Raw genomic sequence first — 16,038 nt, forward strand, 5'->3', positions numbered from 1 at the left:
CGAGGGTGTACGGGCAAAACGAGGCCCGCGGGTCTGGCCTGCCGAACCGCACGTGCCGATTCCGGCAATCGCCGGAATGTGAAATGGATTTCGCCGAGAATGACAGCACGCTGTATCGGATAAGCCGCGAGCTGTTGCCAACAATCGAAACGTGTTCTAGTTTTGCGGTGTGAGCCAGTACGCGAAGTCGACGGCGAGCACCTACGAGCTGCCTCATCTGGACGCGCTCGAGGCCGAGTCGGCACATATTTTCCGTGAAGTAGCGGCGACATTCGAACGTCCGGTGTTGCTGTTCTCCGGCGGCAAGGACTCGGTGGTGATGCTGCACCTGGCGGCCAAGGCCTTCTGGCCGGCGCCGCTGCCGTTCCCGGTGCTGCACATCGACACCGGACACAACTTCGACGAGGTGATCGCCTTCCGCGACGAGACGGTCGCGCGGTTCGGGCTGCGGCTGGTGGTCGGCAGCGTGCAGGACGATATCGACGCGGGCCGGGTGGTCGAGGAGACCGGACCGCGCACCTCGCGTAATCGGTTGCAGACCACCACGCTGCTGCGGTCGATCCAGGAGGGCGGTTACGACGCCGTCTTCGGCGGCGCCCGGCGCGACGAGGAGAAGGCGCGCGCCAAGGAGCGCGTCTTCAGCTTCCGCGACCAGTACGGCCAGTGGGATCCGCGCAGCCAGCGGCCGGAGCTCTGGAACCTGTACAACGGCAGACACCGTGCGGGCGAACACATTCGGGTGTTCCCGCTGTCGAACTGGACCGAGCTCGACATCTGGACCTACATCGCCGCCGAGGGCATCGACCTGCCGCCGCTCTACTACGCGCACCGCCGCCCGGTGGTGCAGCGGGACGGAATGTTGTTGGCGCACACTCGCTTTCTGGAACTCCTGGACGGCGAGGAACCGGTGGAGACGACGGTGCGGTTCCGCACGGTCGGCGATGCCACCTGCACCGGCTGCGTGGAGTCGACCGCGGCCACCCCCGCCGAGGTGGTCACCGAGGTGGCCGCCGCCCGGGTCACCGAGCGTGGCGCCACCCGCGCCGACGATCGAATCTCCGAGGCGGGCATGGAAGATCGCAAACGAGAGGGTTACTTCTGATGACCGCAACACTGCTGCGCCTCGCCACCGCGGGCAGCGTCGACGACGGCAAATCGACCCTCATCGGCCGCCTGCTCTTCGATTCAAAGACGATCTTCACCGACCAGCTCGCCGCCGTGGAGCGCACCAGCCGCGACCGAGGCGACGACTATCCGAACCTGGCCCTGCTCACCGACGGACTGCGCGCCGAACGCGAACAGGGCATCACCATCGACGTGGCGCACCGCTATTTCGCCACGCCCCGACGGAAATTCATCATCGCCGACACCCCCGGCCACATCCAGTACACCCGCAACATGGTCACCGGCGCGTCCACCGCCGACCTCGCGCTGATCCTGGTCGACGCCCGCAAGGGCGTGGTCGAGCAGACCCGCAGGCACGCGTTCCTCGCCAGCCTGCTCGGTATCCCGCACCTGGTGCTGTGCGTGAACAAGATGGACCTGGTCGACTGGTCGCAGGCCAGGTTCGAGGAGATCCGGACCGAATTCGCCCAGTTCGCTTCGAAACTCGACATCTTCGACCTGACCTTCGTGCCGATGTCCGCGCTGGACGGCGAGAACATCGTGCACCGCGGCGCGAGCATGCCCTGGTACGAGGGCACTCCCCTGCTGCACCATCTCGAAGAGGTGCACATCGCCTCGGACCGTAACCTCATCGACGCGCGGTTCCCGGTGCAGTACGTAACCCGCAGCCATGCACAGGATTTCCGTGGTTACGCGGGCACGGTGGTCGGCGGGGTATTCAAGCCCGGTGACGAGGTCGCGGTGCTGCCTTCGGGATTCACCACCACCGTCGAGGCCATCTGGGGCCCGGGCGGCAAGGCGGTGGCGGAAGCCTTTCCGCCGCAGGCAGTCACCATGCAGCTCGCCGACCATCTCGACGTGTCTCGCGGCGACATGATCTGCCGACCGAACAATCGGCCCACCGCAGGGCGTGATCTCGACGCGATGGTCTGCTGGTTCGCCGACGAAGCACAGCTCACGCCAGGCTCGACCTACACGATTCGGCACACCACTCGCACCGCAACCGTCGAGGTGCGGACACTGGACTACCGGCTCGACGTCAACACCCTGCATCGGGACGAGAACGCGGAATCGTTGTCGCTCAACGAGATAGGTCGCGTCCAGCTGCGCACCCGCCAACCGCTGCTGTTCGATCCGTATCGCCGCAATCGGTTCACCGGCAGTTTCATCCTGGTTGACGACACCACCAACAACACGGTCGGCGCAGGCATGATCACCGGCCCGAGCCTGCCGTCGTCGCGCGTGGTCTGGCACTCCACCGCGGTCGGCCGGGAGGAGCGCGCGACCCGTGGTCTCACCGTCTGGCTGACCGGGCTTTCCGGCTCCGGAAAGTCCACCGTGGCTGTAGAACTCGAACGCCGACTAGTCGCGGCGGGCCGCCCCGCCTTCCTACTCGACGGTGACAACCTACGGCACGGACTGAACGCCGACCTCGGCTTCAGCGCCGCCGATCGCGTCGAGAACGTCCGCCGCGTCGGCGAAGTCGCCCGCCTGTTCGCCGAAGCCGGTGTGGTAGCCGTAGTTTCACTGATCAGTCCCTACCGCGCCGACCGCGACCGAGTTCGTGCGGCGCACCTGGAGGCAGGCATTCCCTTCGTGGAGATTTTCGTCGACACCCCACTGGACATTTGCGAATCTCGCGATCCAAAAGGCATGTACGCCAAGGCTCGCGCCGGTGAGATCCGCGGCTTCACCGGCATCGACGACCCCTACGAGGCCCCCACCGAGGCCGAACTCGTCCTCCGCCCCGACGACGGCGATCCGGCGGCCATGGCGGCCACCATCCTCGCCCGCCTGTCCGGGCTGGACTAGATCGCCCCGTCGAGTGGCACATGACATTTCGCGAAGGGCCCTGTGCCACTCGACAACGGCGGTCAGCCTGGGTTGGCTGATCGCCCAACAAGCTGCGGTTATGAGCGCTACGGTCACCCCCTATCGAGCGCGACGGTCATTGGCGACACCCCCGAGCGGGCCTACCCTCGGGAACACCGATCCGGACGGGTGGGGTTCGGCTGACGCCGCATGCCCTCGTCGAGGACGACAGAGAGCGGAGACATGGGACCACTGCACGGAGTGAAAGTCATCGAGATCGCCAGTCTCGCGCCCGGCCCGTTCGGCGCGATGATCCTGGCCGATCTCGGCGCGGAGGTGCTGCGGGTGGACCGCGGCGGTGCGCCCGGCGCGGGCATCGTCTCGCCGGAGGGTCCGCTGGACCGTGGAAAGCACAGCATCACACTGGATCTCAAGCAGCCCGCCGACCGCGAGTCGCTGCTCGCGCTCACCGATCACGCGGACGTGCTCATCGAAGGGTTCCGGCCCGGCGTCGCCGAACGCCTCGGCTTCGGTCCCGCCGACCTGGCCGCCCGTAATCCGCGCCTGATCTACGGCCGGATGACCGGCTGGGGTCAGGAAGGCCCGCTGGCCCGCACCGCGGGGCACGACATCGACTACATCGCGATCTCCGGCGCGCTCGGGCTCGTCGGCCGCGCCGGGGAACCGCCGGTGCCGCCCGCGAACATGCTCGGCGACTTCGCGGGCGGTGGCCTGCTGCTGGCGCTCGGCGTGCTCGGCGCACTCTACGAGCGCGAACGTTCCGGCAAGGGCCAGGTGGTCGACGCGGCGATGGTGGACGGTTCCGCCCTGTTCACCGCGTCCATGCACGGCCTGCACCACCTCGGCCTGTGGAACTTCCCCCGCGGCGAGAACATGCTCGACGGCGGCGCACCGTTCTACGACACCTACGAATGCGCCGACGGTGAGTACATGGCGGTCGGCTGCGTCGAGATCCCGTTCTACAACCAGATGCTCGCCATCCTCGGCATCGACGACCCCGACCTGCCGTTCCAGCTCGACAAGAACGGCTGGCCGCAGCTCAAAGAGGTACTCGGCGCCAAGTTCAAGGAGCGCACCCGCGACGAGTGGGCCGAGGTTTTCGCGGGTACCGACGCCTGCGTGGCCCCGGTGCTGAGCCCGTGGGAGGCCCACGAGCATCCGCACAACAAGGCTCGCAATGCCTTCATCGAGGTCAACGGCGTGCTCCAGCCCGCACCGGCGCCGCGTTTCGACCGTACCCCGATCGATACTCCGGCCCCGCTGTCCGCGGAACCGGAACAGGTTCGAAAGCTGCTGTCCGGCTGGGGTGTTCAGGCCGAGCAGATCGATCGCGTGACCAGCTGAGCCGACTTCGACTCGAAGCCGCTTCCCGTGCTCTACCTTTGATAGATGCGCGGGGAGTGGCTGCTGATCGAGTGCATTCGCGATGCGCCGACCGTGCTGGCCGTCGGCCGCGAGCCGGTGGGCCTCGAACCGCTCGATAAAGTGTTGCGGGGCCAAGCACTTCGCACTGCGGACCATGCCATCACCCAGGTCCGCGAGACCGGGCAGCGCTACGAGGAATTCTCCCGAACCCGCGACGAGCATGTCATCGCCGAGCCGGTCGCGAACGTCCTGCACATGGTGCACGGCGTGCGATTGTGGATCGGCAGGCTGGGCGACGCCGTGCCGGCGCGCACCCGCTCCGGCGCGTGGGACTGGAACCTCGACAAAATGACCGCGCTCGCGACCGAGGAGATGCACGACATCTACGCGGTGCCGCCCGAGCGACGCAGGGACGAGATCTCCCGGGTGTCCTCACTGCGGCACGTGACGGCCGCCGACGATCAGGCCGAGGCGCTGGCCGCCGCGCTGTCGGCGGACGAGAGTCTGGTGTATCAGACCACCTGGCAGATCACCCGCGACGACCAGGTGCGCCGGGATATCAACTGGGTCGCGCGCGGCGGCATGGTCGACGGACAGCGGTTTCTGCACGGCCTCACGCACGACATCACCGAGGGCGACGACGCGGACGCGCCGCTGCCGCCGCGCACCTTCGCCCAGGCCCTGGTCGAGGCCGAGTTGGGGGCCGAGCCCGGCGTCTACCACGCGCTCGTCGACCTGAAGACGCTCACCGCGTACCGCTGGCTCACCGGCGAAATGCCCGGCGTCGCTTGGGAACTCACCGGCGACCCGGCCCGTGATCCGGCGCTGCATCCCGACGATCTGCCGATCGCCCGGCAGATCGCCCTGGCGTTGCCCGCCGGTCCGGTGACGGGCACCGTGCGGCTGCGCGACACCGACGGCCAGTGGATGACGGTCGCCGTCGAGGCCAAGCGGGTACTGCTGAGCCGAGCACCCGAGGTGGCAACCGCCCTGGTCAGGCTGTCTCGCGTCGAGGCGTCGAGTTAGCCCGTCGCACCCGCTCGACCGTAAGATACAGTGGTTGTCACATGTCTCGAAAGGACGGCTGATGCGTTCCACGCTGCTTTCCCGGCGCGATCTCGACTTCCTGCTCTACGAGTGGTTGAACGTCGAGGAGCTCACCAAACGTGGGCGCTACGCCGATCATTCGCGCGAGACCTTCGATGCCGTGCTCGAGCTCAGCGAGCAGCTGGCCACCAAATACTTTGCGCCGCACAACAAGCTGAACGACGCGAAAGAGCCGACCTTCGACGGCGAACGGGTCACCATCATTCCCGAGGTCGCCACCGCGCTGGCCGCCTTCGCCAAGGCCGGATTGCCCGCCGCGGCAATGGATTACGACCTCGGCGGAGCGCAGCTGCCGGTCACCGTCACTCAGGCGAGCTACGCGTGGTTCCAAGCCGCCAACCCCGGCACCTCGGGCTACTCGTTCCTCACCGTGGCGAACGCGAATCTGCTGCTCACCCACACCGGTCCGGAGTTCACCGAGCGGTTCGTCCGCCCGATGCTCGAGGGGCGGTTCTTCGGCACCATGTGCCTGTCCGAGCCGCAGGCGGGTTCGTCGCTGGCCGATATCGTCACCCGCGCGGAACCACAGGACGACGGCACCTACCGGTTGTTCGGCACGAAGATGTGGATCTCCGGCGGCGACCACGAGCTCGGCGAGAACATCGTGCACCTGGTGCTGGCGAAGATCCCCGGCGGTCCGGCGGGCACCAAGGGCATCTCGCTGTTCGTCGTGCCGCGGTTCCTGGTCGACGACGACGGCGCGGTCGGCGAACGCAACGATGTCGCGCTGGCCGGGCTCAATCACAAGATGGGCTTTCGCGGCACGGTCAATACCGTGCTCAACTTCGGCGAAGGCCGCTGGACGCCGAACGGCGCGGCGGGCGCAGTCGGTTACCTGGTCGGCGAGCCGCACCGCGGGCTCAGCTACATGTTCCACATGATGAACGAGGCCCGGATCGGCGTCGGCATGGTCGCGTCGGCGCTCGGCTACACCGGCTACCTCGAGTCCCTCGACTACGCCCGCACCCGCGAGCAGGGCCGGGCGAAGCTGCCCGCCGATCCGTCCGCGCCGCAGCGGCCGATCATCGAGCACGCGGACGTCAAGCGAATGCTGTTGGCGCAGAAGTCATATACCGAGGGTGCGCTGGCGCTGGTGCTCTATTGCGCCCGGCTGGTCGACGAACAGCAAACCGCCGATTCGGACGATGAGAAGCGCGCGCTCACGCTGCTGCTCGACATCCTGACGCCGATCGCCAAGAGCTGGCCGTCGCAGTGGTGCCTGGAGGCGAACAATCTCGCCATCCAGGTGCTCGGCGGCTACGGCTACACCCGCGAGTACAACGTCGAACAGCACTACCGCGACAACCGGCTCAACCCGATCCACGAGGGTACGCACGGCATCCAGGGATTGGATCTGTTGGGACGCAAGGTAACCCAGCAGGGTGGTGCGAGTCTGCTCGCCCTCAACGAACGGGTGCAGGGCACCGTGGCAGCCGCCCGCGCGGCGGGTGGCGAGGCGGCCGAGCTTGCCGCGCAACTGGATTCGTCATGGCAGCGCCTGGTCGAGGTGACCGCGGGACTGTTCGCCACCGGCGACTTCGAGGCCGCGCTGGCCAATAGCTCGGTCTACCTGGAGGCCTTCGGTCACATCGTGCTGGCCTGGATCTGGCTGGAGCAGTGGCTGGCCGCCGCCGCGCACACCGGCGACTTCTACGACGGCAAGCGGCACGCGGCCCGGTACTTCTACCGCTTCGAGTTGCCCAAGACGGCACCGGCATTGGACCTGCTCGCCCGGCTCGACGTCACCACGCTGGAAATGCGCGACGCCTGGTTCTGATTCGGTACACGCATCGAAGGATGTACCATTTTTCGATGACCACCCCGAGCCAGCGAACCACCCGCCCGCCAGGACGACCGGCGTCGGCGACCCGGGAAGAGGTCATCGACCTGGCGCGACAGGCGTTCCTGGCCGGCGAGCGGGTGGACATCCAGGCGATCGCCGCGCAGCTCGGGCTCAGTCGCGCCTCGGTCTACCGCTGGTTCGGCTCGCGGGAGGGCGTGCTCGGTACGGTGCTGGCCGGTGAGTTCGCGGCGCTGCTCACCCGCGCCGATGCCCGGCGGCGTTCCACCGGGGCGCGACGCATCCTCGACGTGCTGTACCGGGTCAATCGATGGATGACCGACAACGAGCCGTTCCGGCGGTACTTCGAGAACGAGCCCCTGGCCGGGCTGCGGATTCTCACCGCGGGCGACGGGCCGGTGCAGCCGCTGGTGGTCACCACTGTGCGCGAGCTGATCGCGCGCGCCGAACGAGAAGACGGCTACCGGCCCCCGGTGGAGCCGGACCTGTTGGCCTACACGCTGGTCCGCCTGGGCGAGGCGTTCCTGTACAACGATAATGTCGCAGGCATCCGAGGGGATGTCGACCGGCTGCACGAGGTGCAAGCCGCGCTGCTGGGCATCCCCGAGGCGATCACCAGACCTCCCACCGGAAGCTGACATGTCGGACTCATTGCTGCACAAGCGTTTTCCTGCTCTCGCCGACACGTTGCCGTATGTGCGACTAGGTACCGCGCCGACGCCGATCCGGCCGCTCGAGGTCGGGACCGGAGTTGCGCTGTGGTGCAAGGACGACAGCGCCTACGGTGACGGTGGGTGGGGCGGCAACAAGGTTCGCAAGTTGGAATGGTTGCTGCCGGAGGCGCGTAGGCGCGGGGCACGGACCATCTTCACTGTCGGTGGTACGGGCACCAATTGGGGGCTCGCCACCGCGTTGTACGGGCGGGATCAGGGGATCGAGACGGTACTCGCGCTGGTCGATCAGCCGATGGACGACCACGTTCGCGAGCAGCTGCGGCGGTTGGAGAAGTCCGGCGCGACAATACATTTCACGCACACCAAGCGGCGGACCATGCTGACCGCGCCGTGGTTGTACCTGCGGCACATGCAAGGTCGGATCCGGCCGTACTTCCTGCCGGTGGGTGGATCGTCGCCGATCGGTGCGCTCGGTTACGTCGAAGGTGCGCTCGAATTGGCCGATCAGGTCGCCGCGGGGGTGATGCCCGAGCCGAGCCATATTGTGACGGCCGTCGGATCCGGTGGCACCGCCGCAGGTTTGGCGCTCGGGCTGCGGTTGGCCGGATTGAAGACGCGCGTCGTCGGAGTGGTGGTCAATGATTCGCTCCCCCTCGATGCCCCGCATATCGCCCGGCTGGCAGGGCGTGCGGAACGGCTTTTGCGTTCGCGCGGTGCGCAATTCGACCCGACCGGCTTGGGCCCGGACGATCTGACCATCACTACGGACTGGCTCGGCCCCGGCTATGGCCATCCGACTCCGGCCGCTCATGAGGCGCAAAGCCTTGCGGCGCAGGACGGATTGCGGCTCGAAACCGTATACACCGCCAAGGCCTTGGCGGCGGTGCTGCACCTCGATAACGCGGCCGGGTTCGGCACGGGACCTGTGTTGTTCCTCAACACGTACGGACCGCGATAGCTCGCCGCATTACCGCAGACCACAGCCTAAATCGGACAATCTCGCCCTGTCGGTGTCGATCAGTACATTGGAGGCGTGACCCTGCCGAATTGGCTCGACCTCGTTGCACTTTCGGTGACCGTGCTGGCGGTGTTCGTCGGCTGGCGCCGGGGTGCGATCACCGCGGTGCTCGGCCTGCTCGGCGTCCTCGCGGGTGCTGGGCTCGGAGTTGTCATCGCGACGGTGGCACTCTCCCATCTGGAGCCAGGTCGCACGCGGTTGCTGATTGTCGTGCTGCTCATTGTCGCGTTGGTGGCGGTTGGTGAAACCGCCGGTCACCGACTCGGGCACGTCGCGCGCCGGGCGGTGCGCGGGCACGCCGCGCAGCGGGCTGACGCGGTCGGCGGTTCGTTCGTGCACGCCCTCGCGGTGCCGCTCGCAGTGTGGCTGTTCGCGGTGCCGCTGACCATGGCGCCCAGCCTGGCCTCGGCCGTGCACGATTCGAGGGTTGTCCGGACTGTCGACGATGTCGCGCCGTACTGGCTGGCGAGCCTGTCGAGCATGCTCACCGCTCCCCTGGTCGACGCCGGACTGGTCCTCCCGATGGCCCCGCCGGACCCGAGCATCATCCACACCAGCGTTCCCGCCGATCTCCAGAAGAGCGTATTGCGCATCTCCGGTCCGGCACCCGCCTGTGCACGCAAACAGTTCGGTTCCGGCTTCGTCATCGCCCCGGAGCGAGTGCTGTCCAACGCACACGTTGTCGCAGGCACCACCAACGTTTCGGTCGACACGCCCAGCGGCCCCTTGCCCGCCACCGTCGTGCAATTCGACCCGGTCCTCGACCTGGCAGTACTCGCGGTACCCGGACTAACCGCACCACCAGTCACCGTCGCACCCGAGCCGGCCAAATCCGGCGCAGACGCCATCGTGCTCGGCTACCCCGCCGGCGGCCTCTACACCGCGGCCGCAGCCCGCATCACCCAACGAACTGTGAACCGAGTCCCCGACATCTACCGCAGCACCACCAGCGAACGCTCGGCCTACACGCTGAACGGCGCGGTACACGAGGGCGACTCAGGCGGCCCCCTCGTCGACACCCAAGGCCGCGTCCTCGGCATGGTCTTCGGCGTCGACGCCAACAACGTCAGCATCGGCCTAGCCTCAACCCTGCCCGAACTACTCCAGCACCTCGGTCAATCCGCTACTCCCGTCAGCACCGGCACCTGCATCGCCTAGACCGGACATGGGTTTTCGGCGGCAGCTGACACCACCGATTCTCAGTTGACACGCAGGGCACAGTGGATCCTTGTGGGGCACAACGACGATACGGACTCGATCCGTCGCTTGGCTGGGCTGGCTACGCCGATGGCGAACACGCCCACCGCATCCTGAGCCGTTGCGTCGAGGCCGCCCAACCCGCCGGGCGCGTGTTGGTCATCGAACCGGTCGGCGGGATGCGGGCCGCGAGCGAATTCAATCTGGCCATGCTCGTGATGTACGGCGGGCGCGAGCGTCGGATCGACGAGTTCCGTACGCTCGCTTCGCCGCACGGCCTGGTTTTGGACACGGTGATGGACCTGGCCGAGCAACGCTGTCTGCTCGAATTCCGGCTCATCGACCGATGAGGGTCAGGCGGTGTCGGCGATGATCACCACGCCGCTTGCTGCGTCCAGCAGTGGAATCGTTTGCGCCGCGGCGTCGTCCACGTGGATGCGCGGGTGTGGTGGGAGTTCGCCTTCGTAATACGTTCCGGGGCCGTAGAACTGGCCGTACTTCACGACTACACCGTCGATGGCGAGAACGGCGGATTCGTGCTCCTGGAGGATCGCGGCACCGCCCGCCGGTTCCCATGCGATGCTCTGGGCGAGGAATCGCTTTGCGCCTGCCGCTCGGGCGGCGGCGATCAGGTTGTGGGTGCCCTCGGTGCGGATGCGCGAGTTCGCGTCGGCCGACTCGGCGAGGCGGGCGACGTTGTCGGGGAGGTCGGTCAGCTGGTGCATCACCATGTCGGGACGGAAGTCCACGACGGCGGCGGTCAGTGCGTCCAGGTCGTAGACATCGCAGATCACCGGGACCGCTCCGGCGTCGCGCACCTGGTCGGCTTTGGTGGTCGATCGGGTCATGCCCGCGACCTCATGGCCCGCCGCGACCAGCAGCGGGACCAACCGTGTTCCGATCACGCCGGTCGCACCGGCCAGAAAGATCCGCATCATTCCACCCTAGTGATCTGCTCGGGTGTGAGACGTTCAAGGTGTCATCGGCGATTTGTGAGGAACTTGCATGCACACGTCAGTAGTGGCCCTGTCCCAAGGCAAGGTGCGCGGCAGCGTCACCGGATCAGTGCACGAATTTCTTGGTATCCCTTACGCGGCAGCACCATTGGGTGCCGCCCTGTTCCAAGCCCCCGGCCCCGCGCCCAGCTGGGATGATGAGCGCGACGCCACTCATTTCGGCCCCACCGCACCACAATTGGGCTATCAGGAACCGTTGCGCTCGATCCTGCACAATCCCGCGGTCGAGGGCGCTGAATTCCTCAACCTCAACGTATGGACCCCCGATCCGGCCGCCTCGGGCCTCCCGGTGATGGTCTGGATCCACGGCGGCGCCTACCGCCTGGGCTCCAGCGCGGTCTCGGTCTACAACGGCCACGCCTTCGCCCGCGACGGCGTCGTCCTGGTCAGCCTCAACTACCGCCTCGGCGCCATCGGCTTCGCCGCCCTCGAGGGCACTCCCGCCAACCGCGGCCTCCTGGACCAGATCGCCGCCCTGCAGTGGGTCCGCGACAACATCGCCTCCTTCGGCGGCGACCCCGGCCAAGTCACCCTCTTCGGCGAGTCCGCAGGCGGCATGAGCGTCGCCACCTTGCTCGCCTCCCCCTTGACCGAGGGCCTGTTCCACCGCGCGATCATCCAGAGCGCCAACGGAACCATCGCCTCCACCCTCGAAGACGCGCGACTGGTCGCCGCCGATTTCGCCGGACGCCTCGACACCACCCCCGAAACCACCCCGATCCCCGCCCTGCTCGAGGCCGAACAAAACCTCGTCCTCGACTTCACCCTCAACCAAAACCCAAGCCGCTGGGGCCAATCCACCATCACCGCGAGCTTGGGCCTGATGGCGTTCCACCCCACCATCGACGGCCACACCCTCACCCAACTCCCCGTCGAGGCCATCGCCGCAACCACCAACGTCCCCCTCATCATCGGAACCACCGCCGACGAATTCCGTCTCTACTCCGCGCCCACGGGCCTTACCACCGCCCTGACCCCGGAGACCCTCACCAACGTCCTCACCGCCCGCGGCCTCGACCCAGCCATCGCCGACACCTATTCCGCCAACCGCCCCGACGCAACTCCCGGCGACGTCCTGGCCGCCATCCTCACCGACTTCGCCTTCCGCATCCCCACCATCCACCTGGCCGAAGCTGCCACCACCGCCTATGCCTACGAATTCGCCTGGCCCACAACCCATCTAGACCTCCGCGCTTGCCACGCCATCGAAATAGCCTTCGTCTTCGACACGTTGGCCGCCGAAGGAACAAAGATGTTGCTCGGTCCCGACACTCCACCCCAAACTCTCGCCGCCGAAATCCATCGAGCTTGGATAGATTTCGCCCATGGCCGCACCCCGTGGGACGCCTACAACCCCGACACTCGCCCGGTCATGACCTTCAACACCCCTCGATCCCAGCTCGTCTCCAACCCTCGCGCGGACGAACGCGAGCTCTGGAGCAACATGAGCCGACCCGAGTTCTAACCTCTTGCCAAAACGACGTTTCCCGAGTGGCATAGTCGACATGTTCACCTACGTAGTGACCGCGGAATTCGCCAACGATGAAGTGCGACAGGAGTATCTGGCCTGGATGCAGGACGGGCACGTGGCGAAGGTGGTCGAGCTCGGCGCGGCCGTCTCGGGCCAGGTCGCGCTGCTCGACGACGGGCGGGTGGAGGGACGCTACCTGTTCCCGGATCGAGAAACGTTCGCCGCGTACGAATCCGGCCCGGCGGTCGCACTGCGCGCCGACGGTGCGCGGTTCACCGAGTCCGGAAAGGTCGTGTTCTCCCGGTACACCGGCGAGATCCTCTTCGGCACAGGAGAACTGACGGGATGACGAACCGCTGGGTCGGTGTGACGATCGACTGCGTCGACGTGGAACGGGTCGCGGGCTTCTGGAGCGCACTGCTGGACCGGCCACCGGGACCGGCCCGGCCCGGCTGGATCTACCTCGGCCATCGCGACGACCCGCTGCCGCGCCTCGTCTTCCAACCCGTGCGCAGCCCGAAGCACGGCAAGGTGCGCCTGCACCTCGACATCGCCGTCGACGACATCGATCAGGGCATCGCTCAGGTCATCACCCTCGGCGGCAGCCACACCGGGGAGCGGCACGACTATGACCAGGGCGTGGTCGTCGTGATGGCCGATCCCGAAGACCACGAATTCTGCTTGGTCCAGTACTACTGACTGATCGGGTCTCGGGTCGAGATGCGCTGGCCGAGGAACAGGGCCGCACGATCCAGCGCCTCGTCGGCTTCATCGAGCATGCCGGCGAAAGACTGGAACACATGCGGTAGGTCGGCGGTGATGTCCAGGATGACGTCCACACCGGCTGCTCGCGCGCGGGCGGCCAGGCGGGTGGCGTCGTCGAGGATCATTTCGTTGGTGCCTGCCTGCAGGAGCATCGGCGGGAAGCCGGTGAGGTCGGCGAGGATTGCCGGGCTGAGCAGGGGCTGATTTGGGTCCTGTCCGGCCAGGTACATGGCACCGTTGTGTTCCAGGCTCTCTCGGGTGAACAGCGGGTCGACGCCCGCTTTGGTGTCCATGCTTTCGCCGGTGCGAGTCTGGTCGAGGCCGGGTGAGAACGCCACGATCGCGGCGGGCATGGGCAGACCTGCGTCGCGGGCGGCGAGGCAGGTGGTGACGGCCAGGCCGCCGCCCGCGGAATCGCCGGCGAAGGCGATGGTCGAGGGGTGTTCGCCGCTGTCGAGCAGGGCGCGGTAAGCGCTCAGTGTGTCGTCGATCGCGGCGGGGAACGGGTGTTCTGGCGCGAGTCGATAGTCGACCGAGTAGGCGCGGAATCCGGTGCGGGTCACCAGGTTTGCCGTCAGCGGCATCGCCGTCTCGGGTGAACCGTAGACGAAACCGCCGCCGTGGAAGTACAGGATCGTCCCGGCTCGCGCAGCACTCACCGGTTCGACGAGCACGGCGAGCCGGTCGCCGAGCGTCGTGGTTCGAGTGCGGATCTCGGTCGGCACGTTCATCTGGGCCATCAGCGCCCGGAATCCCGCGCGTATCTCCTCGACCGAGCCGATCCCCGCAGGTCGCGGCTGCCGTAGCAGTGCGTCGATCTTTGTGCGTTGTTCCCTGCTCATATGCACCTTCCTAGGAACTATCTTCCAGTACAGTATATGCCATGGAATATACATCGGATGGCGATGCTGTCGACCTGCCGGGATTGTTCGCCGACCTCGTCCGGTGTGAGACGCGGCTGTACAACGCGCTCAACGAACGCCTCCGCGAGCGGCACGGGATCGTCACGTCGCAGTTCGAATCCCTGCGCTTCCTGCGCGACCACCCCGCGGCCCGGGTAGCGGACCTCGCTAGCGAGTTCGCCGCGGGCGTCGGGGCGATGAGCAAGGGTGTCGACCGCTTGGAGAAGCAGGGATGGATTGTGCGGCAACCGAATCCGTCGGATCGCCGGTCGTCGCTCTTGGCACTGACCGATGCCGGTGCGCGCCTGGTCGAGGCAGCGGAACAAACCTTCACCGAGCAGCTGACCCACTTGCTCGGCACCGCTGTCGCCAGTTCCTCGTTGTCGGCTGTCGCGCAGACTCTTTCGCAACTGCGTGGCGCGCTCGAGCGCGACCAGGTCGGCCTGCCCGCAGGTTGATCCAGCTGCCTGACAAGACCGCGCATCGGAGGTCAGCCCGAAAACGCGGATTCCGCAACATCTTCCGCTGGTAGCGAAACCAGTTCCCGCCACGCAACCCATAGCCCTACCGTGACCCCATGCAAACACCGATCACGGGCACCGCCGCCGGCGTGCCGTTCACCGCGTTGCCGCCGGTCAGCGACGCCACCGCCGCGCCCCTGATCGTCACCTGGCACATGCTCGACGCACCCCGCTCCGACGCCGCGTTCGCCGCTGCATTGCCGATGAACGGCCTCCCCGCATGGCGCGTCCACCTCGGCATGCCGATGTGCGGAGCACGCATGGTCAACGGCACCATGGACGCCGGCGCGGAACTGATGCGCAAGGACGTCCTGATGTCCTTCCTCTACCCCTTCGTCCTCCAGGCGACCGAGGAGTTCCCTGCCGCCTTGGCATCGATCCGAGAGCAACTGCCGGTCGATGACGGCCCGATCGGCATACTCGGCGGCTCCCTCGGCGGAGCCGTCGCCCTGCGAGTCCTCGCCGACACCGAAACCCCAATCTTCGCCGCCGCCATAGTGAACGCCGCCATCCGAATGCGCTCCGTCGTAAACCTGTTCCCCGGCGAATACCCCTACGACGCTGAGTCCGAAAAAGCCGTCGACAGCATGGATTTCGTCACCAAGGCCCCCACCATCGGCCGCGCCCCCTTACTTGTCATCAGCGGCGAACTCGACCACCCAGCCCTACGCACCGACGCACTCGACCTCGTCCACGCAATAGGCCAAAATGCCGAACTACACCCGATCCCCGGCTTGGCCCATCCGCTCGCCGACGAACCCGGAATCGACCCCGCCCCACAACTCCCCCACACCCGCGACGTAGACACCGCCCTGATCAACTGGTTCCACCGCCACCTCGCGAATACCGGCTAAGTATTTGCACTCGAAACCCGAAGAGCCTCCAGCACACTTCTTACTCTGGAGGCTCCCGAGCTAGCCCTTTGCGAGGTGTAGTTGGTTGCTCAGTCTCCGGATTCGTTCTGCTGCTGCCGTTTCCGTTCCCGCTCGGCCCAGAGTTCGCGAACCCACGGCTCGTACTCGGTGCCGATCATGTCATCGTGAAACCGCTCGGGCAGCGGCTCGGCGGGGGTCGTGTCGGGTGGTGCGGCGGCGCGCTGCCGGTCGATTTCCTCGAATGCGGCCAGCGCGCGGGCGACCAGCTCCGGGGAGGGCATCTTGTCCGGCGGTGTGGTGCTCACGATCTTTCCGCCGATGTGCAGGTCTTCGTTCTCGCTCATGGCTTTTCCCCTTCTTCTAGCTGG

The 16,038-nt window shown here is 66.9% G+C and carries 17 protein-coding genes; 14 read left to right on the top strand and 3 right to left on the bottom strand.

What is annotated here, in order from left to right; all coding sequences use genetic code 11:
- The first annotated feature begins 169 nt into the window (after window positions 1-169).
- From cysD to ACIBK2_RS00240, 9 genes are all read left to right on the top strand, one after another.
- Entirely contained in the window at window positions 170-1,102 is a 933-nt protein-coding gene (cysD, locus tag ACIBK2_RS00200) for a sulfate adenylyltransferase subunit CysD (protein WP_396961938.1), read from the top strand.
- Window positions 1,102-2,937: an adenylyl-sulfate kinase gene (cysC, locus tag ACIBK2_RS00205; RefSeq protein ID WP_396961940.1), complete on the top strand. Its 1,836-nt coding sequence runs from the start codon at window positions 1,102-1,104 to the stop codon at window positions 2,935-2,937. The genes cysD and cysC overlap by 1 nt, the downstream gene beginning before the upstream one ends.
- Before the next feature lie 243 nt (window positions 2,938-3,180).
- Window positions 3,181-4,302, top strand: a complete 1,122-nt coding sequence (locus ACIBK2_RS00210; protein ID WP_396961942.1) for a CaiB/BaiF CoA transferase family protein — start codon at window positions 3,181-3,183, stop codon at window positions 4,300-4,302.
- A 45-nt stretch (window positions 4,303-4,347) separates the two neighbouring features.
- On the top strand, window positions 4,348-5,349 hold the full coding sequence (locus ACIBK2_RS00215; RefSeq protein ID WP_396961944.1) for a GAF domain-containing protein: 1,002 nt from the start codon (window positions 4,348-4,350) through the stop codon (window positions 5,347-5,349).
- 61 nt (window positions 5,350-5,410) lie between these two features.
- Window positions 5,411-7,207, top strand: a complete 1,797-nt coding sequence (locus ACIBK2_RS00220; protein ID WP_396961946.1) for an acyl-CoA dehydrogenase — start codon at window positions 5,411-5,413, stop codon at window positions 7,205-7,207.
- 35 nt (window positions 7,208-7,242) lie between these two features.
- On the top strand, window positions 7,243-7,869 hold the full coding sequence (locus tag ACIBK2_RS00225) for a QsdR family transcriptional regulator (protein WP_396961948.1): 627 nt from the start codon (window positions 7,243-7,245) through the stop codon (window positions 7,867-7,869).
- Window position 7,870: 1 nt separating this feature from the next.
- Window positions 7,871-8,863, top strand: coding sequence for a 1-aminocyclopropane-1-carboxylate deaminase/D-cysteine desulfhydrase (locus tag ACIBK2_RS00230; RefSeq protein WP_396961950.1), 993 nt, complete (start codon window positions 7,871-7,873; stop codon window positions 8,861-8,863).
- Window positions 8,864-8,938: 75 nt separating this feature from the next.
- Window positions 8,939-10,081, top strand: coding sequence for a MarP family serine protease (locus ACIBK2_RS00235; protein ID WP_396961952.1), 1,143 nt, complete (start codon window positions 8,939-8,941; stop codon window positions 10,079-10,081).
- A 62-nt stretch (window positions 10,082-10,143) separates the two neighbouring features.
- Window positions 10,144-10,470, top strand: coding sequence for a methyltransferase (locus ACIBK2_RS00240; protein WP_396961955.1), 327 nt, complete (start codon window positions 10,144-10,146; stop codon window positions 10,468-10,470).
- A gap of 3 nt (window positions 10,471-10,473) precedes the next feature.
- Here the strand turns inward: ACIBK2_RS00240 and ACIBK2_RS00245 are convergent, their stop codons facing one another.
- A complete protein-coding gene (locus ACIBK2_RS00245; protein ID WP_396961957.1) occupies window positions 10,474-11,055 on the bottom strand; it encodes an NAD-dependent epimerase/dehydratase family protein in 582 nt (193 codons plus the stop codon).
- A gap of 70 nt (window positions 11,056-11,125) precedes the next feature.
- Between ACIBK2_RS00245 and ACIBK2_RS00250 the strand changes: the two genes are divergently transcribed.
- The 3 genes from ACIBK2_RS00250 to ACIBK2_RS00260 are packed head-to-tail and all read left to right on the top strand — an operon-like array spanning window position 11,126 to window position 13,306.
- Entirely contained in the window at window positions 11,126-12,601 is a 1,476-nt protein-coding gene (locus ACIBK2_RS00250) for a carboxylesterase/lipase family protein (RefSeq protein ID WP_396961959.1), read from the top strand.
- Between the two features lie 40 nt (window positions 12,602-12,641).
- A complete protein-coding gene (locus ACIBK2_RS00255) occupies window positions 12,642-12,956 on the top strand; it encodes a hypothetical protein (protein ID WP_396961961.1) in 315 nt (104 codons plus the stop codon).
- Entirely contained in the window at window positions 12,953-13,306 is a 354-nt protein-coding gene (locus tag ACIBK2_RS00260; RefSeq protein ID WP_396961963.1) for a VOC family protein, read from the top strand. The genes ACIBK2_RS00255 and ACIBK2_RS00260 overlap by 4 nt, the downstream gene beginning before the upstream one ends.
- Here the strand turns inward: ACIBK2_RS00260 and ACIBK2_RS00265 are convergent.
- Complete coding sequence (locus ACIBK2_RS00265; RefSeq protein WP_396961965.1) at window positions 13,300-14,214, bottom strand: alpha/beta hydrolase; 915 nt, start codon at window positions 14,212-14,214, stop codon at window positions 13,300-13,302. The two genes, ACIBK2_RS00260 and ACIBK2_RS00265, sit on opposite strands and share 7 nt — an antisense overlap.
- A 41-nt stretch (window positions 14,215-14,255) precedes the next feature.
- Here ACIBK2_RS00265 and ACIBK2_RS00270 point away from each other — a divergent pair, with 41 nt between their 5' ends.
- Entirely contained in the window at window positions 14,256-14,732 is a 477-nt protein-coding gene (locus ACIBK2_RS00270; RefSeq protein WP_396961967.1) for a MarR family winged helix-turn-helix transcriptional regulator, read from the top strand.
- A 119-nt stretch (window positions 14,733-14,851) separates the two neighbouring features.
- A complete protein-coding gene (locus ACIBK2_RS00275; protein WP_396961969.1) occupies window positions 14,852-15,649 on the top strand; it encodes an alpha/beta hydrolase in 798 nt (265 codons plus the stop codon).
- A gap of 89 nt (window positions 15,650-15,738) precedes the next feature.
- On the opposite strand, the gene ACIBK2_RS00280 is transcribed toward ACIBK2_RS00275, so the two are convergent.
- Window positions 15,739-16,014, bottom strand: coding sequence for a hypothetical protein (locus tag ACIBK2_RS00280; protein WP_396961971.1), 276 nt, complete (start codon window positions 16,012-16,014; stop codon window positions 15,739-15,741).
- Window positions 16,015-16,038: the final 24 nt, after the last annotated feature.

The sequence above is a fragment of the Nocardia sp. NPDC050175 genome (genome assembly GCF_044459885.1).
Lineage (GTDB): Bacteria > Actinomycetota > Actinomycetes > Mycobacteriales > Mycobacteriaceae > Nocardia.